Origin of the sequence: Fulverythrobacter ferritrahens (assembly GCF_020539485.1) — a bacterium.
In the GTDB taxonomy this organism is placed as follows: domain Bacteria; phylum Pseudomonadota; class Alphaproteobacteria; order Sphingomonadales; family Sphingomonadaceae; genus Andeanibacterium; species Andeanibacterium ferritrahens.
Genome location: NZ_JACDXU010000001.1, coordinates 405,487 through 426,683 on the forward strand (window position 1 = coordinate 405,487; position 21,197 = coordinate 426,683).

The 21,197-nt window shown below is 62.4% G+C and carries 19 protein-coding genes; 13 read left to right on the top strand and 6 right to left on the bottom strand.

Translation table 11 applies throughout. The features are described from left to right. Window positions 1-2 precede the first annotated feature (2 nt). From H0274_RS01955 to H0274_RS01975, 5 genes are read left to right on the top strand one after another with little or no spacing between them, the layout of a single operon-like run. Window positions 3-380, top strand: a complete 378-nt coding sequence (locus H0274_RS01955; protein ID WP_226792658.1) for a dihydroneopterin aldolase — start codon at window positions 3-5, stop codon at window positions 378-380. After that, window positions 380-730 (top strand): Rossmann fold domain-containing protein, encoded by a 351-nt coding sequence (locus H0274_RS01960; protein ID WP_226792659.1) that lies wholly within the window; start codon window positions 380-382, stop codon window positions 728-730. The genes H0274_RS01955 and H0274_RS01960 overlap by 1 nt, the downstream gene beginning before the upstream one ends. 6 nt (window positions 731-736) lie before the next feature. After that, window positions 737-1,750, top strand: a complete 1,014-nt coding sequence (gene moaA / locus H0274_RS01965; RefSeq protein WP_226792660.1) for a GTP 3',8-cyclase MoaA — start codon at window positions 737-739, stop codon at window positions 1,748-1,750. 3 nt (window positions 1,751-1,753) lie between these two features. Next, window positions 1,754-2,017 (top strand): MoaD/ThiS family protein, encoded by a 264-nt coding sequence (locus H0274_RS01970; RefSeq protein WP_226792661.1) that lies wholly within the window; start codon window positions 1,754-1,756, stop codon window positions 2,015-2,017. 1 nt (window position 2,018) lies between these two features. Then, a complete protein-coding gene (locus tag H0274_RS01975; protein WP_226792662.1) occupies window positions 2,019-2,462 on the top strand; it encodes a molybdenum cofactor biosynthesis protein MoaE in 444 nt (147 codons plus the stop codon). Window positions 2,463-2,488: 26 nt separating this feature from the next. Here the strand turns inward: H0274_RS01975 and H0274_RS01980 are convergent, their stop codons facing one another. Beyond that, window positions 2,489-3,010, bottom strand: coding sequence for a hypothetical protein (locus H0274_RS01980; protein WP_226792663.1), 522 nt, complete (start codon window positions 3,008-3,010; stop codon window positions 2,489-2,491). A gap of 212 nt (window positions 3,011-3,222) precedes the next feature. On the opposite strand from H0274_RS01980, the gene rplU reads away from it, so the two are divergent. From rplU to H0274_RS01995, 3 genes are all read left to right on the top strand, one after another. Continuing rightward, window positions 3,223-3,588, top strand: coding sequence for a 50S ribosomal protein L21 (rplU, locus tag H0274_RS01985; RefSeq protein ID WP_226794418.1), 366 nt, complete (start codon window positions 3,223-3,225; stop codon window positions 3,586-3,588). Window positions 3,589-3,612: 24 nt separating this feature from the next. Then, window positions 3,613-3,882: a 50S ribosomal protein L27 gene (gene rpmA / locus H0274_RS01990; RefSeq protein ID WP_226792664.1), complete on the top strand. Its 270-nt coding sequence runs from the start codon at window positions 3,613-3,615 to the stop codon at window positions 3,880-3,882. A 200-nt stretch (window positions 3,883-4,082) separates the two neighbouring features. Continuing rightward, window positions 4,083-4,637 carry a GNAT family N-acetyltransferase gene (locus H0274_RS01995; RefSeq protein WP_226792665.1) on the top strand — a complete coding sequence of 185 codons (555 nt, stop codon included), beginning with the start codon at window positions 4,083-4,085 and terminating at the stop codon, window positions 4,635-4,637. A 54-nt stretch (window positions 4,638-4,691) separates the two neighbouring features. Here the strand turns inward: H0274_RS01995 and H0274_RS02000 are convergent, their stop codons facing one another. Continuing rightward, entirely contained in the window at window positions 4,692-5,609 is a 918-nt protein-coding gene (locus tag H0274_RS02000; RefSeq protein ID WP_226792666.1) for a metal-dependent hydrolase, read from the bottom strand. A 31-nt stretch (window positions 5,610-5,640) separates the two neighbouring features. Here H0274_RS02000 and H0274_RS02005 point away from each other — a divergent pair, with 31 nt between their 5' ends. Then, complete coding sequence (locus H0274_RS02005; RefSeq protein ID WP_226792667.1) at window positions 5,641-6,234, top strand: TetR family transcriptional regulator; 594 nt, start codon at window positions 5,641-5,643, stop codon at window positions 6,232-6,234. Here H0274_RS02005 and ygfZ read toward each other — a convergent pair. Beyond that, window positions 6,231-6,983, bottom strand: a complete 753-nt coding sequence (gene ygfZ / locus H0274_RS02010; protein WP_226792668.1) for a CAF17-like 4Fe-4S cluster assembly/insertion protein YgfZ — start codon at window positions 6,981-6,983, stop codon at window positions 6,231-6,233. The genes H0274_RS02005 and ygfZ overlap by 4 nt on opposite strands. Window positions 6,984-7,367: 384 nt before the next feature. On the opposite strand from ygfZ, the gene H0274_RS02015 reads away from it, so the two are divergent. Then, a complete protein-coding gene (locus H0274_RS02015) occupies window positions 7,368-8,009 on the top strand; it encodes a PilZ domain-containing protein (RefSeq protein WP_226792669.1) in 642 nt (213 codons plus the stop codon). A 14-nt stretch (window positions 8,010-8,023) separates the two neighbouring features. On the opposite strand, the gene H0274_RS02020 is transcribed toward H0274_RS02015, so the two are convergent. Beyond that, a complete protein-coding gene (locus H0274_RS02020) occupies window positions 8,024-8,512 on the bottom strand; it encodes an MEKHLA domain-containing protein (protein ID WP_226792670.1) in 489 nt (162 codons plus the stop codon). 45 nt (window positions 8,513-8,557) lie between these two features. Between H0274_RS02020 and pyrC the strand changes: the two genes are divergently transcribed. Then, a complete protein-coding gene (pyrC, locus tag H0274_RS02025; RefSeq protein WP_226792671.1) occupies window positions 8,558-9,601 on the top strand; it encodes a dihydroorotase in 1,044 nt (347 codons plus the stop codon). An 18-nt stretch (window positions 9,602-9,619) separates the two neighbouring features. Here pyrC and rarD read toward each other — a convergent pair whose 3' ends face one another. Further along, a complete protein-coding gene (gene rarD, locus H0274_RS02030) occupies window positions 9,620-10,525 on the bottom strand; it encodes an EamA family transporter RarD (protein ID WP_226792672.1) in 906 nt (301 codons plus the stop codon). Window positions 10,526-11,022: 497 nt separating this feature from the next. On the opposite strand from rarD, the gene H0274_RS02035 reads away from it, so the two are divergent. Continuing rightward, window positions 11,023-11,754, top strand: a complete 732-nt coding sequence (locus H0274_RS02035) for a hypothetical protein (protein ID WP_226792673.1) — start codon at window positions 11,023-11,025, stop codon at window positions 11,752-11,754. A 30-nt stretch (window positions 11,755-11,784) separates the two neighbouring features. On the opposite strand, the gene astD is transcribed toward H0274_RS02035, so the two are convergent. Then, complete coding sequence (astD, locus tag H0274_RS02040; RefSeq protein WP_226792674.1) at window positions 11,785-13,200, bottom strand: succinylglutamate-semialdehyde dehydrogenase; 1,416 nt, start codon at window positions 13,198-13,200, stop codon at window positions 11,785-11,787. A gap of 486 nt (window positions 13,201-13,686) precedes the next feature. Here astD and H0274_RS02045 point away from each other — a divergent pair, with 486 nt between their 5' ends. Next, on the top strand, window positions 13,687-21,180 hold the full coding sequence (locus H0274_RS02045) for an OmpA family protein (RefSeq protein ID WP_226794474.1): 7,494 nt from the start codon (window positions 13,687-13,689) through the stop codon (window positions 21,178-21,180). Window positions 21,181-21,197: the final 17 nt, after the last annotated feature.

Genomic DNA, 21,197 nt, shown 5'->3' on the forward strand with positions numbered 1-21,197 from the left:
GGATGTCTGACAGCCTTTATCTCGAAGTCTCCGATTTCGAACATGATGTACTCACCGGGATCTATTCGGAAGAGACCGGCAAGGCGCAGCCCTTGCGCTTCAGCCTGCGGGTGAAGCTGCGGGCCGCCGATCGCTACGAGCCGGAAACTCCGCTCGATGCGAGCCTCAACTATATGGATCTGAAGTTCGCCGCTTCCGAAGCGCTGGGCGATTCGCACCATTACCAGCTGATCGAAGCAGTGGCGGAACACATCTGCGACACACTGTTTCTGCGGGATGAGCGGGTGGAGGAAGTCTCGGTCAAGATCGTGAAGCTGGCGCTGAGCGAGGCGAACGAGAAGATCGGCATCACGCTGACGCGGCAGCGCCGGGCGGCCTGATGCAGGCGGTGTTGCGCATCGAAGGACTGCCCGATTCGGCACTGGATGCCGCCGCGGCCTTTCATGCGCAATATCTGCCTGCCATCCGGCGGGAACTGGCGAGCGGTGCCGAAGCGCTGGCGCTCGTCTTTCCGCTCGCGACCTATGACCATGCCGGGTGGCGCAAGGCGGCGCTTGCCGATCTGGCGCGGGAAGCCGCCCCCAAGCGGGTCAACGGCGTGGAGGGTGCAGAAGGTGAGGGCGTGGAGGCCGTGCTGCAATGGCTGGCCCATGCGCCCGGCATTACGGGTCAGCTCTTGCCGGTTGAATCCGGCGGAGCAGATAGTGGGGCGGGTAATTTCCGGAATTAGTGCTATATGACAATTGTGAGCACTTCTTCGGCCCCTCTGGTGGACGCCTTCAACCGGCGGATTACCTATCTGCGTCTCTCGGTGACGGACCGGTGCGATTTGCGTTGCACCTATTGCATGCCCGAGAAGATGACCTTCCTGCCGCGCAAGGATGTGCTGAGCCTGGAAGAACTGCACAAGCTGGCACTGGGCTTCATCGATCGCGGCATTACCAAGATTCGCCTCACCGGCGGCGAGCCGCTGGTGCGGCGGGATGTGATCGAACTGGTCCGCGCGCTAGGCCGCAAGATTGGAGATGGGCTGGAAGAACTGACCATCACCACCAACGGCACCCAGCTTGAACAATTTGCTGACGATCTGGCTGCTGCGGGCGTGCGGCGGATCAATGTCTCACTCGATACGATGGATGGGGAGCTGTTCCAGCGCCTCTCCCGGCGGGACAAGCTGAACGACGTGCTGCGCGGCATCGCCGCCGCGCGCGAGGCTGGGCTGAAGGTCAAGCTCAACACCGTGGCACTGAAGGGCATGAATGAGGAGGAGATTCCCTTCCTCATCGAATGGGCCCATTCGCAAGGCCATGACATCACCCTGATCGAAACCATGCCCCTGGGCGAGGTTGAGGAAGATCGGGTGGATCATTACCTGCCGCTGCCGGTGATCCGCGATGCGCTGGAGAAGCGCTGGACGCTGATCCCCAGCGATGCCACCACGGGCGGCCCTTCGCGCTATGTCGACATTGCCGAAACCGGCGGACGGCTTGGCTTCATCACGCCGCTCACCAATAATTTCTGTGCTGGCTGCAACCGCATCCGGGTGACGGCCACCGGCCAGCTCTATGCCTGCCTTGGCGGCTCGGAGAAGGTCGATCTGCGCGCCGCCTTGCGGTCGGACGAGCCGGAGCGGAACCTGGCCGAGGCGCTGGATCTGCTGATGCGGATCAAGCCGGAGCGGCACCATTTCCGCATCGAGCGCGGCGCCGGGCCTGCCCAGCCGCGCCACATGTCGCTTACGGGCGGCTGACCTATGGCTGTGAAGTTCGTTTTTCTCGGCAGGCTTGCCGATCTTGCCGGCACGCATGAGTTCGAGTTGACTGAGGCCGATGGCGAGTTCGACTGGACGGATTTGCTCGCCTGGCTCGAAGTCTGGAGTTCGCCTGATCTGGCCGCTGCCGTGGCGGGTGAGAAGGTGCGGATCGCCGTCAATGGCGCCTTGCTGGGCGACAAGAAGGCCCTTTCGGCAATGGATGGGGACGAAGTGGCATTCCTCCCTCCGGTCAGCGGGGGCTGAGATGCGCGACGTCCGCCTGCTTGCTGCCGCTTTCGATCCGGGCGCGGAAGTGGACGGTTTTACGGCTGCCCATCCCGAAGCGGGCGGCGTTGCCGCATTCGTCGGCAAGGTGCGCCCCACCGATGGGTGCGAGGCGCTGGAGCTTTCCCATTACGAGCCGTTGACCCTGTCAGGCATGGAAGCCTTGGCCGACGAGGCGCTGGCCCGATTCGATCTGATGGGCATTCTGCTGGCGCACCGGTTTGGCGTTCTCTCACCCGGCGAGCCGATCGTGCTGGCGGCTGCCGCTGCCCGTCACCGGCGTTCTGCGATCGAGGCTGTGGATTTCGCCATGGATCACCTCAAAAGCGATGCCTGGTTCTGGAAGCGCGAAAAACGGGCGGATGGCTGGCATTGGATCGAACCGCGCCCGCAGGACCACGCGGATCTCGCTCGCTGGAAATAAACCCGCTGGGGATGGAATCGCCGGGCTTAGCCAGCGATCTGCGAATTGAGCGAATCCATCAGTCGGTCCTCTTCATCGACCAGCTTTTCCACATCGCCGCGTGCCGATTCGATTTCGCCCAGCTCAAGCCCTTCGGTGCGGGCATTTACATAAAGCAGATCCAGTTCGGTGAGCGAGGTCATGGTTTCGCTGCGAATGCCGGCAAGATTGCCCAGCGCGACTTGCGCGACAGACCATTGTTCCGCCCCGATCCCTGCTCCGCGGGCAGCCGCGACTGGCCCGCGCGCCTTGTTGGCTGCTGCCAGAAAACGATCGTGTGAAGCCAGCGCGGAAGCGCGCAGTCTCTCCACGCGGCCCAGCGTTTCCGCGCTTTGCGGGGCAGGAACGAAGGGTTCGGGCGTCACCGGTTCGAATACGCCGCTCACCCGTTCCGCATCGCGGATGGACAGGGAAGGGTATGCGCCATCATCTTTTGCACAGCCTGCAAGGGCTGCGGCTGCGGCAAGGGCGGCGGCAAAAGGCGGCAATATGGAAGCGCGCAAGGTCATGCTGCAGGCCATAGCATGGCGGGCATACCTTTCCAGCTTCTTGCGAAAGCGGGCGGTCTGCCGTTGACAGGATGGGGAGCTTCTACTAACGGCAGCCATCTTTCCGGCGCCCTTCCGGGGGCGCGCGGCGCGTCGCTCATTGCTCGAAATCCGGTTTTTCCGGTTTCGGTTCAAAGGCGGGGCGGCACAGCAGTAGAATGGATGCAGGTACCATGTTCGCAGTAGTGCGCACGGGCGGCAAGCAGTATCGGGTTGCCGCCGGAGACAAGATCGCGGTTGAAAAGCTCGCTGGCGAAGCCGGCGACACGATCGTGCTGGGTGACGTCCTTCTCGCCGGGGACGGCGGGGATCTGGCGGAAGCTGGCAAGGTGACGGTGTCGGCCGAGATTATCGCTCAGGCCAAGAGCGAAAAGGTGATGGTGTTCAAGAAGCGCCGCCGCCACAATTATCGCCGCCGCAATGGTCACCGTCAGCAGATGACCCTGCTGCGCATTCTCGCCGTGGGCGAAGGCAAGGCTCCGGCTGCCAAGAAGGCTGCTGCGAAGAAGGCCGCCGCCCCCGAGGCGGATCAGGCATAAGCTCGAGTTACGGAGTAAGACGAGATGGCACATAAAAAAGCAGGCGGTTCGTCCCGTAACGGTCGCGACTCGGCGGGCCGTCGCCTGGGCGTGAAGAAGTTCGGCGGTCAGGAAGTGATCGGCGGCAACATCATTATTCGCCAGCGCGGGACCAAGGTCTATCCGGGCGTGAACGTCGGCATGGGCAAGGACCATACCCTGTTCGCGCTCGCCGAAGGTCGCGTGCGATTCCACGATGGCAAGCTCGGCCGTAAATACGTCTCTGTGGACGTAATGGCTGAAGCCGCCGAATAAGCGGACGGTTCATTGATAGGGCCGTCCCACGGGATGGCCCCGCCGGAGTCTTAATCCGGCCGTTAGAGGGAGAGGGGCCTGACCCGTCTCCCTCTTTTCGCGTCTCCCTCGCAACGTTTGGCCGCAAAGCCGGTGCTTTCGGCAATAGTCCTGTCACGTTCCGCAATCAGTGGGGCGTGGCGGCGCGAGAGGAGGTAGCCATGTTCCATCGTAGTGAAAGATTGCTGCTCCGGCCGGGCTGGCTGGAGGATGCCGGTGAACTGCTGGCCCGGATTTCGGACGAGGCGATTGTCCGCAATCTGGCAAGCGTGCCCTGGCCGTATCGGCGGGAAGACGCCGAAAGCTGGCTCGCACAGCCCAAATCCCGGAAATTCCCGACATTCCTGCTCACCTTGCCCGGTGCAAGCGGCAGTCCCATCATCGGGGCTTGCGGCTTGGGCGAGGCGAAGCATGGCCCCGAGATCGGCTATTGGGTTGCCCGTGAACATTGGGGCCAGGGTTACGCCACGGAAGCGGCGAGGGCGGTGCTCTCCATCGCCCGGACACTGGGCCACCGGCGCATCCATAGCTGCCATGCGGCGGACAATCCGGCTTCCGGCCGGGTGTTGCGCAAGGCTGGCTTCGTCCCGACTGGTCGGTTGCGGACGATTCACAGCCTCGGTCGCGGCGCAGACATCTCTGCCGTTGAATATGCAACCGAACTGGACGGCTGCGTAGGCGGTGATGATCCGGCCATGATGCCGCAAGCCGCCTGATCCCCTCTCGCTACGCGAGAGGGGCCCCGGCAGGCCCCACGGCTGAGGGTTCATTTATGAGGGTGATCGAGCCTGGCGCACGGCCTTGCGGGCTTCCTTGAGGATCGCATCCGTAAATTCGCTGTCGTAAAGCTGGATCAACTGCCGGTCGTCGGTTTTCCACGGGTGGAAGCCGGGGAGGAAATAGGCAATCCAGGCGGGAAAGATGGCCCGCAGCACGCCTGGCCGCACCAGCAGATACAGGGTCAGCCGCAGCTTCGCTTTCCAGCCGGTAATGCCATCCTGCGCCAGCAGGTCCAGCGTGTCGCGAATCCGGCTTTTCACAAAGTTGCGCCCGGCAAGCAGCATCAGCAGCGATTTGACCCACCAGCGTCGGAAGCGCGGCCAATTGCGGGTGGCGTGAAGCCAGGTGTCATAAGCCACGCCCTTGTGCTCGATCTCCTCGACGGCGTGCCAGCGCCACAGGTGGCTCGCCTCTGAATCAGCATTCTCATAATGCTCGAGATGCGTCAGCGTGTGATGCGCGATGATGGCTGTGAAATGTTCCAGCGCCATGGATGCCGCCAGATTGGCGAGGCTCGACCGGGATTTGGTGGTCGCTACCGCCTCGGCCAGCCGCGTTTCGATCCGGGAAATGTCGTAGCCTGCGTCGTTCACCATCCGGTTGAACGCCACATGCTCACGCGTGTGATTGATTTCCTGCCGGATGAAGGCACGAATCTCTGCCTGAAGCTTAGGCGGTGCGCCTGCGCGGTTCGCCTTGATGTGTTCGATGAAAAAGCTCTCACCGACCGGAAATGCGATTGAGAGGGAATTGTGCCAGGCAGTTGCCACGGGGTCGCCATTCAGCCACCATCGCTGCGGAGGCACGGCGCGGCGGAAGCGACGGTTGCGAGGGCGGATTGGATGCGCGTCCGCATCCTTGCCGAGCGGCGTAGCGGCCTCTAGGTCGAACTTGAAGGGTGCGGACATAGTTGGATTATCGCCAAAACAGCTTGCTATTATGTCAACAAGGAAACGCCTGACTCCTGAGGAAAGCCGGCTCGCCGCGCTTGAAGCTGCTCGCGCCCAGTTGATCGAGGCGGGGCCGCAAAGCGTGACGTTGAAGGCCGTGGCTGCCCGGATCGGGCGAACCCATGCCAATCTCCTCCATCACTTCGGTTCCGCCGCAGGATTGCAGCGGGCCTTGGGTGGATATCTGGCGGAGACTGTTTGCCAAACCATTGCCGATGCAGTGCGGGCAACCCGTAGTGGGGAGGGTAGTCCGCGCGATGTGGTGGACCTTACCTTCGACGCTTTTGACAGTGGCGGGGCTGGTGCCTTGGCCAGCTGGATGCTGGCATCGGGCAATGAGGACGCACTCGATCCGGTCATCGAAACCATTCACGCCTTGGTGGACGAACTGACGCCGGTGGAAGGTACTCGCAAGGACGAGGCCGAGGCTGTGCGCCAGACTACGCTTACGCTCGTCCTGCTGGCCCTGGGGGATGCGCTGATGGGCGAACGCATGTCAGCATCGCTGGGTCTGCCGCGCGGAACTGCCAGAGCTCATGCGGAAGTGATGCTGATGGCTCAGTTGGCTGGTCAACCGAGTTAGTTTTCCTCAGCCTCGCGGCCTGCCTCAATTGCATGTCTTTGCCAGGCTGGAAGCAAAGCCGGATCGATATTGTCCACGCGCAGATGATCGACCGCCAGCCCGAGTTCGGGATAGGCGATGCGGCGCCGGCTCTCGTCTGAGCGATCAAGCGGAACGACCACCAGCCGGCGGTTCACCTTCTGCCGCCAGTTCATGCGTGCGGTATTTTCCTGCCCGACATAGCAGCCTTTGGAGAAGCTGACGCCGTTCAGGTCAGCCGCGTTCGTTTCCAGCCATAATATGTCGCCCAGTTCGGCACGACCTTCGGGCACGCCGAGCGACAGGCGATGTTTCAGCCAGGCTTCGTCCGCGCTTTCATCATCCGGGGAAACGGGGGCGATCCAGCGCTGGCCCAGTGCCAGCATACGCGGATCGCGCGCACCGCCGTCACCCGGCTCGGGCTCCCAATGGATACCATGCTTATCGTCTCGTTCGATGGCGATCCTGCGCCTCAGTCGATAGAGCGAGAGGCGCTTCACCAGTTCGTCAGCCGCCTCGCTCTCGCAATCGAGCAACAGGCCCTTGCCGTCCGGCCAGACGTGAAACTCAAACAAGGTCTTGCCCTGCGCGCTCAGCAATCCGGCCCACACCGGCAACAGGCCGGTAACGTCATTGGTGACAAGGCCCTGAAGGAATCCCCGGACATCCTCCCCCTCTTCAAGAGGAGTAAGTCTGACCAGAGCGCGCGAAAAGAGCCGTGTTTTTGCCATGTCAGGAAAGTGGCACCGGCCGGGGGAAAATCAATCCCCTTGCGCGTTGCCTGACGTCGCGCGCGAGCATCCTTTTGCGGGCGGGTGTCCCTTCCTCTGGCAGAGGTCAAGGGGCGACTCGATTTTCGTGAGCTTTCAACTGGTTGCTAACTATTGGTCGTGATAGTCTGTGAAACCTTATTGTGGGATCTGAAGCTCCTTAATCCTCGCAAGCGGAGAGAGTATTTCGAGCTTATGGAACTTGGATGGTGATCGACGTTTTTGAACGAGGGCCTGGTTATAAATTTTAGGGATGTTTGGTCATCACTTTGGGACGTGTTTCCTCCAGGCTAGGGGAGTAATATGGGCGCTCGAACTTTCGGCCTTCCGATTGAAAAGCAGGGAATGGAACCACAGTCACCTCAGACCGATGAAGATGGACAGGAAGACCGGCGCAAGGATGGCCGGACGACTGCCGTTTATCGCCCCGTCCTGCTGGAGGCAGACGGCTTTGCAGGCTTCTGCCTGCTGCGGAATCTCTCTCCTAGCGGGATGATGGGCATCGCCTATGCCGATTTTGCGCTGGGCGAGGCAGTGAGCGTGCAGTTCATGCCGGATCTCGTAGTGGCAGGCAGGGTCGTCTGGTCGAAGGAAGGCAAGATCGGCGTTGAATTCGATCAGGAGATCGATCTCGCGGGTGTTCTGCGCAACATGGGCGGTGCCCATTCTGACAGTCACCTCAATCGCGCCCCGCGCCTGCCAATCCGCTGCGAGGGGGAGGCTCTGCTGGGCGATCTTCGGCTCCGCCTGACCGTGCGCGACATTTCCCAGCGTGGGCTCAAGGCGGTCCTTCTGTCGGTTCGCCCCGGCGACGAGGTTACGGTGCGTTTGCCCGGTCTCGAACCGCGCAAGGCAGTGGTCCGCTGGTCGCAGCAGGATATTGCCGGGCTGAACTTCATCCGGCCGCTCGCATTCGAGGAACTCGCACGCTGGGCGATCTACTGCCAATCGAGGGAAAATGGTTCGGACGAGCGCAACATCGCCTGAACCGGATAGCGGGCTTATTGATTGATCGGCGTCCAGCGGTCGAAGCTGGCCGCTTGGCCGCCTGGGGTGCCATTCGGGTCGGAAAGGTTCCAGACCACGGCCTGTTCTATCCGGAAGCACGTCCCGGACCGCGCGGTACGCACTCCCGCATAATCGTCGATGAAGCCATGCTCGCTGACGCGGGCAAGCATTCGCGCCCGTTCATCCCGGGCGAGTGGCCTGGCCGAGAGGCGTGAGGGCAGGCGGATGAATTCTTCAGCCGAAAACTCGAACAAGCTGAGTGCCGCCCGATTGGCATAGAAGAAGATGGGATCGGCCTCTGTCCCATGTGCGACCACGACAGCATCGAGGTTCCACAGCGCAGCTTCAATAGCGACACCTTCCGGGACCAGATCTTTTCGGGTGAGCTGGCGATAGCTGGCAGCTATCCATGCCAGCCGCGCCTGTCCGGCATGGCTTTCAATCAGGCGTCGTTCCGCCTCCCAATCGCGTTTTCCGATCATGCGAAGCTGCTAGCGATGCCGGCCACGAAACGATAGGGGGCAAGCATGGCCGACTCCACGACACTCACAATCCGCCGCCCGGATGACTGGCACGTTCACCTGCGCGATGGCGCGGTTCTGGCAGGCGTTCTGCCCTATACCGCACGGCAATTCGCCCGCGCCATCGTGATGCCGAACCTGACGCCGCCCGTGGTGGATGTGGCGGAGGCGATTGCCTATCGCGCGCGCATTCTGGCCGCGCTGCCCCAAGGTGCGGATTTCACGCCCCTGATGACCGCCTATCTGACCGACGATACCGATCCTGAAGAACTGGCGCGCGGCCATCGGGAAGGGGTGTTCACGGCGGCCAAGCTCTATCCGGCAAACGCCACCACCAATTCCGCACGCGGGGTGAGCAATGTCGCCAATCTCCTGCCTGTATTCGAGAAGATGCAGGACATTGGCATGCCGCTGCTGATCCATGGCGAAGTGACTGACAGGGACATCGACATCTTCGATCGCGAAGCGGTGTTCATCGAACAGATTCTGGCCGATCTGGTGCGGACCCTGCCTGAACTGAAGGTGGTGTTCGAGCATGTGACGACCGAGGAAGCGGTGGAATTCGTGCAGGCTACCGGGCCGAATGTGGCCGCCACAATCACGCCCCAGCACCTTCATATCAACCGCAACGCCATGCTGGTGGGCGGTATCCGTCCTCACGCTTATTGCCTGCCGGTGGCGAAGCGCGAGAAGCATCGCCTGGCACTGCGCCGTGCGGCTACCAGCGGATCGCCGAAGTTCTTCCTGGGCACTGATACTGCCCCTCATGCCAAACATTTGAAGGAAGCCCCCTGCGGCTGTGCCGGCATCTTCAACGCGCCTTTTGCCCTGGAGAGCTATCTGACAGTGTTCGAGGAAGAGGGCGCGCTCGACAAGTTCGAGGCTTTCGCTTCCGCGAACGGTCCGCTCTTCTATGGCCTGCCGCTCAACGAAGGTACGGTCACGCTGGAAAAGGCTCCGGTCGATGTTCCCGAAACCGTGGATGCGAATGGTACGCCGATCGTGCCATTCCATGCCGGAGAGACGCTGGGCTGGCGCTTCCTCGGCTAAGTGGGCCAAGGGAACCGATCAGGCGGGGCGAGGCAATCTGCGCCGCCTGAGGAACAGATCCCACACGAACAGCGCCATAGCGGCCCAGATCATCACGAAGCAGCCCAGTTGTGCGGGCCTCAGTTCCTCGTGGAACCAGAACAGGCCCAACAGGAAAACGATAGTGGGCGAGAGGAACTGCAGGAAGCCGATCAGCGTGTAGTCCATCCGCCGTGCGGCAGTGGCAAACAGCATCAATGGAACCGCCGTCATTGGCCCGCCCAGTACGATGGCCGCTGCAAGCCCCCAGCCTTGCGCCATGGAGGAGCCTGCGGGTTGCGCTGCATACCACGTGACCACGCCGATGGCCGGCACGATCAGCAGCAGCGTTTCCACCATCAGCCCGGCAATGGGCCCGACATTCACCGTTTTGCGGATCAGACCGTAGAGGCCGAAAGTGACGGCCATCGTCAGGCTGAACAGCAGCGTGCTGAGCGCCCCGGCCGCGAGCAGGCCGACACCGACCGTGGCGAGGGCGACAGCGCCCCATTGCGCGCGGCTCAGCCGCTCTTTGAGGACGACTAGCCCCAAGAGCATCATCACGAGCGGGAGGATGTAATATCCCAAGCTTGCGGCATAGACATGGTCGGTCTGGATCGCGACGACGTAGAGCACCCAGTTGATGCCGATCATCGCGGAACTGCCGAGTAGCGCGAGTACCGATTTGCGCTGGCCAAAGGCCGCGCGAACCTCCCCCCACTGGCCTCGCCATGCGATCACGGCAGCGCAGAGGGGGAGGGTGAAGACAATCCGCCAGGCCACGAATTCAAACGAGGGGACATCGTGAACCAGCGCCAGATAAAGCGGCATCACTCCCCAGATTGCGTGAGAGCCCAGCGCGAAGGCCAGCCCGTCCAGGCGGTGATGATGCGATTCGTCCGGCATTGGCTTGGGTTCCCGGGCGCGCACCGCCCTGTTTGTCTGCTTTCGTCGAGGTTTAGGTGGGGGCGAGCGGGCCTGCAACCCTGACGGTATTGGCGGTTCTGCGCGGTTGTCGGGCGTTCAGGATCGTCGATGTAAATAATCCCTGCCGGCCACACCCCATCCCACGCCGGCAAAATGGACCGTCGTGAGGCGGGCCGTATTAGGGCCGGTAGTCTCCCCCCGCTCCTGGCCGGCCCATTGTCCTCGCGCTTGTCCCTCAGCGAGGCGAAATAATGGGCGCCCTCCCGGTACGCATGAGCCGGGACGGGCGCCTTGAATTTTTGGGATAGCCACTCGCTGCTCGCAGTTTGGCCCCTTGGTTCGGCCCCACATTTCGGCAAGGAATACCTCCAGGGCTTTCCCGTTGCGGGACAGGGAGGCAACAGACATCCGCATATCACGCAAAACCCGCTACGAGCCGGGGAACGCCTCTTGTCCTCTCCGGGAGAAAGCTCGCCATGGTCCGTATTCCTCACTTCCTCACCTTCGTCGCTGTAGCACCCGCGCTGGCGCTCGCGGCCTGTGGCGGGGCGGACAAGGCGGAAGCACCCAAGGGCAGGGCCGATGCAAAGCTCGCCGCCGCGCTCGGGGACGAGATCATGGTCGATCCCGACCTTGCCGATCAGAACAGGGCGAATTCCGCAGTCTCGGCCGGACCGCGCGACACGGCGCTGCCGCCGGAAATGAGTGGGCCGGAAGCCATCGAACGGGCGCGCACGGAAGCGCTCCGGCTGGTTGGCGGGGCAGGCCGGATGAAGAAAGCACCGGCTGCGGTTGCGGTGTCCGGTAAACTCCCGGAAGGGGCAGCGCTGGCCGTGGCAAGCCGCGCGGCGGCCGCACCCGGCGGCAATGTCAATTGCGCGCAAAAGGCCCAATATACGGCAGGCTGGGCCGCCAGATTGCCTGCGGCCTTCCCGGTATATCCGCAGGGTGCCGTGCAGGAAGCGGCGGGGACGGATGAAGGCAATTGTGCGCTGCGCGTGGTGAATTACCTGACTGCCGTGCCGCTTGACGAGGTGATCGATTTCTATTTCACGCGCGCTTCCGCAGCCGGATTCACGGCGCAGCGTGTGAAAGAGGATGGGGACGATGTGCTGGGCGGCACGAAGGGCGGGGCGTCCTTCGTGGTCTATGCCCGCGCGCTGCCCCAGGGAGGGACGGAAGTCGATCTGGTCACGAATGGGGGCTGACAGCCCCGCATTCGCCGGAAAGGCCGCCCGTCAGTTCGGCCTGAAGCCCACGCCCACGCTTGCCCGCGGTTGTTCCAGTTCCACGCTGGCGACCGGATAGGCGCAGTAATCCGCCGCATAGAAGGCCGCAGGGCGATGATTGCCCGAGAGGCCTACCCCGCCAAAGGGAGCCTCGGATGAGGCTCCATTGGTCGGGCGGTTCCAGTTGACGATGCCCGCGCGGATATTCGCCCAGAAGCGATTGTAATCCTGCGGAGTGCCGCCCAGCAGCGAGGCTGAAAGCCCGAAGCGCGTATTGTTCGCCTCCGCGATCGCCTCGTCGAAATCATCGACTTTCACGATCTGCAGCAGCGGGCCGAACAGTTCCACATCCGGCTGCTCCTTCATGTTCGTCACGTCGATGATGGCGGGCGAAAGGAAGGGCAGGTCGTCCTGCTTGCGGCGCATGTGGCGGATGGGTTTGCCGCCTTGCGACATGAGGTAGAGGAAGCTTTCGGTAAGCTGGTCCGCCGTCTGATTGTCGATCACCGGGCCCATGAAAGGGGCGGGATCATCGAAGGGCGCGCCCACCACGATCCGGTCTGCCAGCCTGGCGATCTTCTCCACCGCTTCATCGTAGAGCGAGGATTTCACGATCAGCCGCCGCCCGGCGGTGCAACGTTGCCCGGCAGTGGTGAAGGCGGATTGGATGACCAGCACTGCGGCATCGTCCAGCAGGGGCGTGTTCCACAGCACCATCGGATTGTTGCCGCCCATTTCCAGCGCCACGATCTTGCCCGGGTCCGAGGCCAGCTTGCGATTGATCGCGATGCCGGCATTGGCAGAGCCGGTGAACAGCACGCCATCAATCCCCGGATGCGCGACGAGGGCCTTGCCTTCGTCCGGCCCGCCGATCAGCAATTGCACCACTTCCGGCGGAATGCCCGCACGATGGAAGCAGCCGACCAGGAATTCGCCGACGGCTGGTGTCTTCTCGCTCGGCTTGAAGATGATGGCGTTGCCCGCGATCAGGGCGGGCACGATGTGGCCGTTCGGCAAGTGAGCCGGGAAATTATAGGGCCCCAGCACGGCCAGAACACCGTGGGGCTTGTGGCGTAGGGCCTGGGTGCCTTGCAGCGCGCTGTTATATTTGCGCTGGCCGGTTCGTTCCGCATAGGCGCGGATCGAGATCTCGACCTTGTTGATCACGGCCTCCACCTCTGTGCGGGTTTCCCACAGAGGCTTGCCGGTCTCGCGCGCGATGAGTTCGGCGAATGCCTCATTCGCCTTGCGCACTTCATTGGCGAAGCGCCGGACCAGTTCGATACGATTGGCCACGGGCAGGGCGGCCCATGTGTGCCATGTGCGCCGGGCCAGTGCCACGGCTTCGTCAACGTCGCCCGGCATGCCCCGCCACAGCTCTACGCCGGTGGCGGGTTCGAGCGAGATAATCGCGTCGCTACTCACGGGATAGGTTTCCGATCAGACTTCCTTGCACCGCCATCGCGATCAAGCGGAAGCGGCAAAACTGTTCAATCCTTTGCGCCAGAGAGAAGAAAGTTACAAGCGGAACCGGTGTGGGCTGCCTGCCTGTCTGCCTCACTGTCCCATAATCTGTCGGCGCGCGCAGGCTGTGTGCAACTCCATCCCCCGAGCGGGACGTATATATGATTAACGTTCGGATCCCCGAGTCGCGCAAGTCCTGAAGCCAAGGACGGACTTATTCGACCCGCCGGAAAATTCCTGCCTCCGGGAAAACCGATCCTGTTATCTCCAATAGTCAAGATTTCAATATGCTGCACTGCCTCCGTTGCGGAGCTGACTTTGAGGCGCTGGGGGAGATTGAGTGTTGCGGTATGGGTAGCAAACCTTGTAAACCAAACGTTAGTATTTTTGCAGATCCGTCCCCTTGGAGGCGCAGGGAAGCCTGGGGGATCGACAAGGGGGCATCCAATGCAGAAGAATACCGTATGCGGCGCTAAGGCGTCGGATCGTGGGCATTCGCGTAGCCGTAATGTTAAGCTGGCGACGACAACGGCCTTCGCCGCGCTCGCGGTGGCGACCTATGTTTCCCCCTTGTCGGTGGCGCCCGCATGGGCCGCATGTGCGGCCAATACCGGCGTTGCCCCCGATACGATCATCTGCTCTGACGGCGATGCGGATGGGATTACCCTGAGCACTACCGAGAATAAAGGCGTGAACGTTACGATTCAGTCAGGTGCGGCAGTTGGCAGCACGGGCGGAATTGACGTTGATATTACCGGGGGGAGCATCCTCAATATCAACAAGCCGTTCAATTTCGATATGTCGGATCCGAATTCCGGCATCCTGACTACGGGTACCGCAGTGGACGTCAATCGCAGTTGGTCGCCTTTGGGCGTTCCAACCGGTACGACCAGCGGCACCTGGACGATCAATGGCGACATCAAGAGCACGCAGGGCAACGCCATTGTCATTTCGTCGAGCGCAGGGACGGGAACGATCCTCAGCCCCAACGGTGCGATCACCATGAACATTGGCGCCGCCGGTTCGGTTGAAGGGGCCAGCAACGGAATCACATACAGCGCCACTACGGGCATCTCCAACGTTAATATCAACAATGACGGCGGAATTTTTGGCGGAAATTCGGCAATTTCTCTCAATGCGGGAACGAGTGTCGGAGGCACTTTCACTGTCACGAATAACGGCCAGATCGGCAATTCCGGCCACGCTGGAACCGGCCCCGCGATCAACATGGTCGGGGCTCTCACCAATGGCGTGGTGACGAACAATGAGAACGGCCTGATTTACTCTCAGGGTGATGGCATAACCATGGCACTGGGTGGCACGGGGACGGTCACCAACAGCGGCGATATCACCTCGACAACCGCCGATGCGATTGACCTCACCGTTCGGACCGCCACCGTTACCAACGAGGATGGCGGAACGATCAGCGGTGCGACCTCGGGCGTGAAGATCGTTTCCGTTCTGGGCGCCACTGTCACTAATGAAGAGGGTGGGACGATCACGTCATCGGGGGGCAAGGGGGTCAGCCTCGTCACCGGCACGTCGGGCACCGTCACCAACAGCGGTACGATTTCTTCCCAGAACGATGCCGTCACGATTGTCACTACTCTCGGCAACGCCACCGGAACGAACCATGGCGAGATCATCTCCACCGCGGGTTCCGGCATGAATCTCACTGCCGGGGTCGGCAACGTGACCGTTGTGAACGATGGCTCCATCGATTCCGGGGTCAACGGGATCATCGCCTCGGCACCGTTTGGGGACGTCAGCGTAACCAGCTCCGGCACGATCGACACGAATACCGGCGCGGGCATCTATGCTTTCTCGGGCACTGGCGATGTGACCGTCGATAGCCGGAGCGAGGATGGCTATGTCACCTCCACCGGAGGGGCGGGCATCGTTGGTATCGCGGCTGGCAATGGCGACGTCACCATCGATTCCGGCACGGTGAATGCAGGTGCTGGCAGTGTCGGGCTGCCTGCGCCGCTTGATACCATCCCGGTGCCGGTTGGTGGCGGTGTAATCGCGGCAACGAACAATGGCGCAGCCACGGTCAACGCCCATGGCGACATTTCGGTGGCGGGTGGCACTTTCGGCGCCGCTGCGATTTCGCTGAACGGCACGGCAACGGTAAACCTGAATGGCGTAACCATCGATCCTCCGCAGATCGGGGCTGCCGCAATTGTGATGGGCGGCACCGGCGATGCGACCATCACCACGGGCGCGGCCAATGTGGACGCAACCCTCGCCGGCCTGGTCGGCTATAATGGCGGCACGGGCGATGTCAGCATCGATGCGGAAGGGGCCACGATCGGTTCCGGAACCGCTCCGCAGATCGGCATTGCAGGTGTCGCCACTGGCGGCGGCGATGTCGATATTGAAGGCCGGGATTCCATCGTAACGGCTGACGCAGGCATCGCGGGCTATGCCAGCAATGGCGGCAATGTGTGGATCGATTCCGGCACGGTAACCGCTAGCGGCAGTGGCATTGCGGGCATCGGCGTGATCGGTGTCGCGCAGGGTGGCGGCGATGTCGATATCGACACGCATGGCGATACCTCGGCGGCTGGGTATATTGCAGTAGGGGGCTATGCCGATACGGGCGGCGACGTCTCCATCGACCTGAAGGGCGCCAGCGACGATATCACCAACGTAACCGCCGCAAACGGCATCGGCGTGATCGGCGTCGCGCAAGGCGGCGGTGACGTCGATATTGAAGGCGAATATTCTAATGTGTCCGCGGCGGTCGGCATTGTCGGCTTTGCCGATACGGGCGGCGATGTCTGGATCGACAGCGGCGACGTGACTGCCACGGGCGGCGTTCTGGGCGTCGGCGTGGTCGGCGTGGCCCTCGGCGGGGGCGATGTGGACATCGACACTCATGGCGACATCACGGCTTCCGGGCTGGTCGCTGTCGGCGGCTTTGCCGATACGGGCGGTGACGTCTCGATCGATCTGCTCGGTTCGGATGACGATTACACCCAGATCAGCGCCGCCAATGGCGTGGGCGTTCTGGGCGTGGCGCTGGGCGGCGGTGACGTCGATATTGAAGGCGAATATTCGAATGTGTCCGCGGCGGTCGGCATTGTCGGCTTTGCCGATACGGGCGGCGATGTCTGGATCGACAGCGGCGACGTGACCGCCACGGGCGGCGTTCTGGGCGTCGGCGTGGTCGGCGTGGCGCTGGGCGGGGGCGATGTGGATATCGATACTCATGGCGACATCACGGCTTCCGGGCTGGTCGCTGTCGGCGGCTTTGCCGATACGGGCGGTGACGTCTCGATCGATCTGCTCGGTTCGGATGACGATTACACCCAGATCAGCGCTGCCAATGGCGTGGGCGTTCTGGGCGTGGCGCTGGGCGGCGGCGATGTCGATATTGAAGGCGAATATTCCGATGTCAGCGCCAGTGCCGGCATCGTTGGGCTGGCGCAGGGCGGCGGCAACATCTGGATCGACAGCGGTGAAGTCGAGGCGACCGGAACCGGCCTGACCGGCATTGGTGTCTCCGGCACGGCGCTGGGCGGCAATGTCGATATCGATACCCATGGCGATACCACCGCTAACGGGCTGTTTGGTGTCATGGGGTTGGCCACCGGCGGCGACGTGACGGTGACGATCGGCGAAGATACGACGGTTTCCGCAGCCAACGGCGCAGGTGTTGCCGGCACGGCGATCGATGGCGACGTGATTATCGATGCGCAGGGAGCGACGGTAAACTCGCAATATACCGGCATCGCCGCTCTCGCCATGAATGGCGACGCGACGGTTGATAGCGGTGATGTGACTACCACGGCCACCGGGCTGGGCGGCAGCGGGGTTGTCGCCATGGCGGTCGACCTCGGCAGCGGCGGCGGCAATGCCACCGTTGTCACGCATGGCAAGATCTCGGCCGATAACGGCCTCTATGGCGCGGCGGCCATGGCCGTGGGCGGCAACGCTTCGCTGACGATCGGCGGCGACATCGATCCGCCGGATATTGGCGGTGCGGCGATGGCCGTGGGCGGCGATGCCGACATCGATGTGCTGGCGGACGTCAGCATCGAAGCGGATGATGTGGGCCTGCTGGCCGCGGCGATTGGCGGCAATGCCACTATCGATGCGGATGCCAGTTCCATTGTCACCAGCGGTGATGCGGGCGTGATCGCCTCGGCCATTGGTGGGGATGTGACCATCGATACCGGCACGGTATATGCCAACGGCGTTGGCCTGACCGGCATCGGCATCACTGGCGTCGCGCTGGGCGGCGATGTCAATATCACCACTCACAACCTCACTGAAACGGCTGGCCTGGTCGGCATTTTCGCCCTTGCGGATGAGGATGTGAATATCGACATCACCGACCAGACGGTGAACGCGTACTTCGGGTTCGGCATGGTCGCCACTGCTGGCGGCGATGTGGATGTTGACGGCGTTGGCAGCACGATCAATTCGGGCCTCACCGGCATTCTCGCTACCTCCATTGGCGGCAGCGTCACCATCGATAGTGGCACGATCGAATCCTCGCTGGAATCGGGCATTCTCGCCAATGCCTTTGGCGGTGATGCGGACATCACGCTGCATGGCAACATCACCGCGAATGGCCTTGCTGGCGTCAACGCGCTGGCAACCGGCGATGTGAATATCGACCTGGGCGCCAATAGCGTGACGAACACCCTTGGCATCGGCGTTGGCGCCGAAGCGGGCGAGGATGTGGTGATCCTGGGGGCGGACAGCACCGTCAACTCGGAGACGACCGGCATATTCGCCCTGGCGGGCGGCAATGTGGACGTCGATTCCGGCACGGTCACCTCGGTCAATGACTCGGGCATTCTGGGCATTGCGGTGACCGGCTATGTCGATATCGTTGCCCATGGCGATGTCACTGCCAACGGGCAGGCGGGTATCAATGCACTTGCCGGGACAAGCGCTTCGGTGGATCTGGGCGAGAACGCGGTGGTCAACACCGGCGGCTTCGGCGTCGGCGCGACCGCACTGAACGGCAATGCAACCGTCCTTGGCGCGGACAGCACCGTCACCTCGCTCGATACCGGCATTTTCGCCAATGCTCTCTTCGGGGACGCGACGGTGGATAGCGGCGTGGTTACCTCCGCGAACGGTTCGGGCGTACTCGCTATGGCGGTGGGCGGCGATGCAACCATCACCACTCACGGCAAGATCACGGCTGATAACGGCATGTATGGTGCTGCCGCCATGTCGATCGGCGGCGCGGCGACCGTTACTGTGAATGCTGTCATCGATCCGCCGGCAATCGGCGCCTCGGCGGTCAGCATCGGCTCCGGCAATGCTACCGTTACCAATAATTCCGATATCGAAGCGGATTTCATCGGCATTCAAGCCGCGAACTTCGGCGATGGCGACGTGATCGTCACCAATAACGGCACGGTCGGCGCGGGCACCTATCCGGCTCCGGCGTTCGGCATCTCCACGATGAAGATCGGGCCGGGAGCGACCACGATCACCAACGCGAGCGACGCGGAAGTCTATGCGCTCGGTGCGGCGGTGATGGCCTATGCCTTCGACCCCGATCCGGCTGCGGGCAACGATATCACCATCGTGAATGACGGCCTGCTTCAGGGCGATGGCGATGCATTCGCAACCGTAATGACGTGGAGCGACGGATCCCTGTCGCTGACGAACGGAGCCGGCGGGGTCATCACCACCGACGAAGCCGCACCGGAAAGCGGAGCCGCGATCTGGGCCTATTCCGAGGCTGGAACGATCGGCATCGACAATGGCGGTTCGATCACCGGAAACGTCGCTCTGGCGGCGCTTGGTGTCGATCCGGTCAGTGGTGTGAGCGTGGTGTTTGACAACGCCGTTGGTGGCCAGTGGACCTTCTCGGGCGAGAATGCGGTTTATGGTCTCGGGGACATCACCCTGAACAATGGCGGCGTCATCAAGGCCGTTGGTTCTTCAGTATCGACCTTCCAGTCGGATGAAGGTGACATCGCGATCACCAATTCGGGCAATCTTATTGCTTCGGGTTACGAACACGATTTCAACTTCGTTCACCCGCTGGGCGCTGCAACCTTCAGCAACACCGGCAAGGTGATTGTCGATGGCGGTCTGAACTTCAACGGTCTCGACGAGTTCAACAACGCCAACCTCATCGACATGACCGATGCCGATGCCAATGATTACCTGACCATCTCTGGCGATTATAACGCTGTAGGCGCGCCTGTATTCGCCTTCAATGCGCAGCTTCAGGCCAATGGGGCAGCGGATTATATGGTGGTTGGCGGGGATGTTTCCGGCACCACCCATATCAAGGTTGGCGATCTCGCATCCTCCGCTCCGGGCGGATATGTCGATGCCGGCGACGGGATCGTTTTCGCCTATGTCGGCGGGGCTGTAAATTCGTCGACGCCGGACTTCACTACGGACGGCGGGATCGACAAGGGCCTGTTCCGTTTCGACACCTATTTGCGGGATACGCCCGCAAACACCAATGGCTATGAGGAATGGGTGCTGGCCAGTACGCTCGATCGTGAAGCATTCGATCTGGCGATGGTCGGCTATGGCGCACAGAACCTGTGGAACGTCACCAGCGGAACATGGCTCGATCGCACGGCCGATCTGAGGAACGCCTTTGGCGATCATGCAGAAGGTCAGGCGGGGAATGTCACGCCGGGCGTGTGGGGACGTTTGTTCGGTGCCAATGTCGAGCGCGATGTGTCGAACACCGCCACCACGCCCACCGGCCTTTCGGGCGGCGGTACCTACGCCTACAACGACCAGATCTCGCAAGACGTCTTCGGCCTGCAAATGGGCGTTGACTTCGGCAAGGAGAGCGTGTCGGCCGGTGGGAAGGACCGTGCGTGGCTGTTCGGCGTGCTGGCCGGCTGGGCGCAGTCGGACCTCAAGTTCGATGTTTCGAACACGGCCATCAGCTATGACCAGTGGTCAGTGGGCGCCTATGCCACGCGGCTTGACGGTCCGTTCTCCGCGGATCTGTTGCTGAAGGCCGATTTCGGCACTGTCGATTACACGATGGATGACAGCCTGTACGCCGGGACCTTCACCACCCACTACACCACGCTGGGTGCCACTCTCGATCTTGGTTACAAGCTCGCGCTTGGTTCTGGCGGGGCATTCTTCGAGCCGAAGGGCACGCTGAGCTACGGCAATACCAAATTCGACAACGATCTGCCGTCGCTTCTGGGAACCGGCGTGGATGTGCAGGATTCCGATACGCTGCGCAGCCGCCTCGGCGCCCGGCTGGGCTACACCGCCGCGCTCAGCAATGGCACCAAGGTTGAACCCTATATCGAGGGCAACTGGTGGCATGAATTTGAGGGTGATTACGCCACCAACCTGTTGAGCAACGGTTCGGTTCTGCCCGTCGGCTATAATGTCGAAGGTGATTACGGCGAGGTGCTTGGCGGGATCAGCGTTGCAAATGGCAATGCCGGCTGGAGCGTGTTCCTGCGTGGTGGGGCTCAGTTCGGCGAACAGGGCTTTGCCGGCTATGTCGGCAATCTCGGCGTCCGCAAGGCGTTCGGCAAGGCTGCGACACCGCCTCCTCCGCCGCCCCCTCCGCCGCCCCCTCCGCCGCCTCCGCCCCCTCCGCCACCGCCTCCGCCGGTGTGCAACAAGGGGCCGTACATCGTGTTCTTCGACTGGGATAAGTCGGACATCACGGTGGAGGCCGCAGCAACGCTGGACAGCGCAGTCACGGCCTATGGCAACTGCGGCACTGTTCCGATCATGCTGGCTGGCTATGCCGACCGTTCGGGTAGCACCCAGTATAACCTCGGCCTCTCGGCTCGCCGGAACAGCTCGGTGCAGACCTACCTTGTCGGCAAGGGCATCCCGGCCTCGGCTATCGGCAGCGAAGCCTTCGGCGAAGCGAACCCGCGGGTTCCCACCGCTGACGGTGTGCGCGAACTGCAGAACCGTCGCGTCGAAATCACCTATGGACCGGGTTCGGGCAACTAAGCCCGGCGCGATCCGCA

What these genes read in the sequence shown, in the direction of transcription:
- H0274_RS01955 (WP_226792658.1), top strand. Translation starts at nt 3, where the DNA reads ATGTCTGACAGCCTTTATCTCGAAGTCTCCGATTTCGAACATGATGTA.
- H0274_RS01960 (WP_226792659.1), top strand. Translation starts at nt 380, where the DNA reads ATGCAGGCGGTGTTGCGCATCGAAGGACTGCCCGATTCGGCACTGGAT.
- moaA (WP_226792660.1), top strand. Translation starts at nt 737, where the DNA reads ATGACAATTGTGAGCACTTCTTCGGCCCCTCTGGTGGACGCCTTCAAC.
- H0274_RS01970 (WP_226792661.1), top strand. Translation starts at nt 1,754, where the DNA reads ATGGCTGTGAAGTTCGTTTTTCTCGGCAGGCTTGCCGATCTTGCCGGC.
- H0274_RS01975 (WP_226792662.1), top strand. Translation starts at nt 2,019, where the DNA reads ATGCGCGACGTCCGCCTGCTTGCTGCCGCTTTCGATCCGGGCGCGGAA.
- H0274_RS01980 (WP_226792663.1), bottom strand. Translation starts at nt 3,010, where the DNA reads ATGACCTTGCGCGCTTCCATATTGCCGCCTTTTGCCGCCGCCCTTGCC.
- rplU (WP_226794418.1), top strand. Translation starts at nt 3,223, where the DNA reads ATGTTCGCAGTAGTGCGCACGGGCGGCAAGCAGTATCGGGTTGCCGCC.
- rpmA (WP_226792664.1), top strand. Translation starts at nt 3,613, where the DNA reads ATGGCACATAAAAAAGCAGGCGGTTCGTCCCGTAACGGTCGCGACTCG.
- H0274_RS01995 (WP_226792665.1), top strand. Translation starts at nt 4,083, where the DNA reads ATGTTCCATCGTAGTGAAAGATTGCTGCTCCGGCCGGGCTGGCTGGAG.
- H0274_RS02000 (WP_226792666.1), bottom strand. Translation starts at nt 5,609, where the DNA reads ATGTCCGCACCCTTCAAGTTCGACCTAGAGGCCGCTACGCCGCTCGGC.
- H0274_RS02005 (WP_226792667.1), top strand. Translation starts at nt 5,641, where the DNA reads ATGTCAACAAGGAAACGCCTGACTCCTGAGGAAAGCCGGCTCGCCGCG.
- ygfZ (WP_226792668.1), bottom strand. Translation starts at nt 6,983, where the DNA reads ATGGCAAAAACACGGCTCTTTTCGCGCGCTCTGGTCAGACTTACTCCT.
- H0274_RS02015 (WP_226792669.1), top strand. Translation starts at nt 7,368, where the DNA reads ATGGAACCACAGTCACCTCAGACCGATGAAGATGGACAGGAAGACCGG.
- H0274_RS02020 (WP_226792670.1), bottom strand. Translation starts at nt 8,512, where the DNA reads ATGATCGGAAAACGCGATTGGGAGGCGGAACGACGCCTGATTGAAAGC.
- pyrC (WP_226792671.1), top strand. Translation starts at nt 8,558, where the DNA reads ATGGCCGACTCCACGACACTCACAATCCGCCGCCCGGATGACTGGCAC.
- rarD (WP_226792672.1), bottom strand. Translation starts at nt 10,525, where the DNA reads ATGCCGGACGAATCGCATCATCACCGCCTGGACGGGCTGGCCTTCGCG.
- H0274_RS02035 (WP_226792673.1), top strand. Translation starts at nt 11,023, where the DNA reads ATGGTCCGTATTCCTCACTTCCTCACCTTCGTCGCTGTAGCACCCGCG.
- H0274_RS02045 (WP_226794474.1), top strand. Translation starts at nt 13,687, where the DNA reads ATGCAGAAGAATACCGTATGCGGCGCTAAGGCGTCGGATCGTGGGCAT.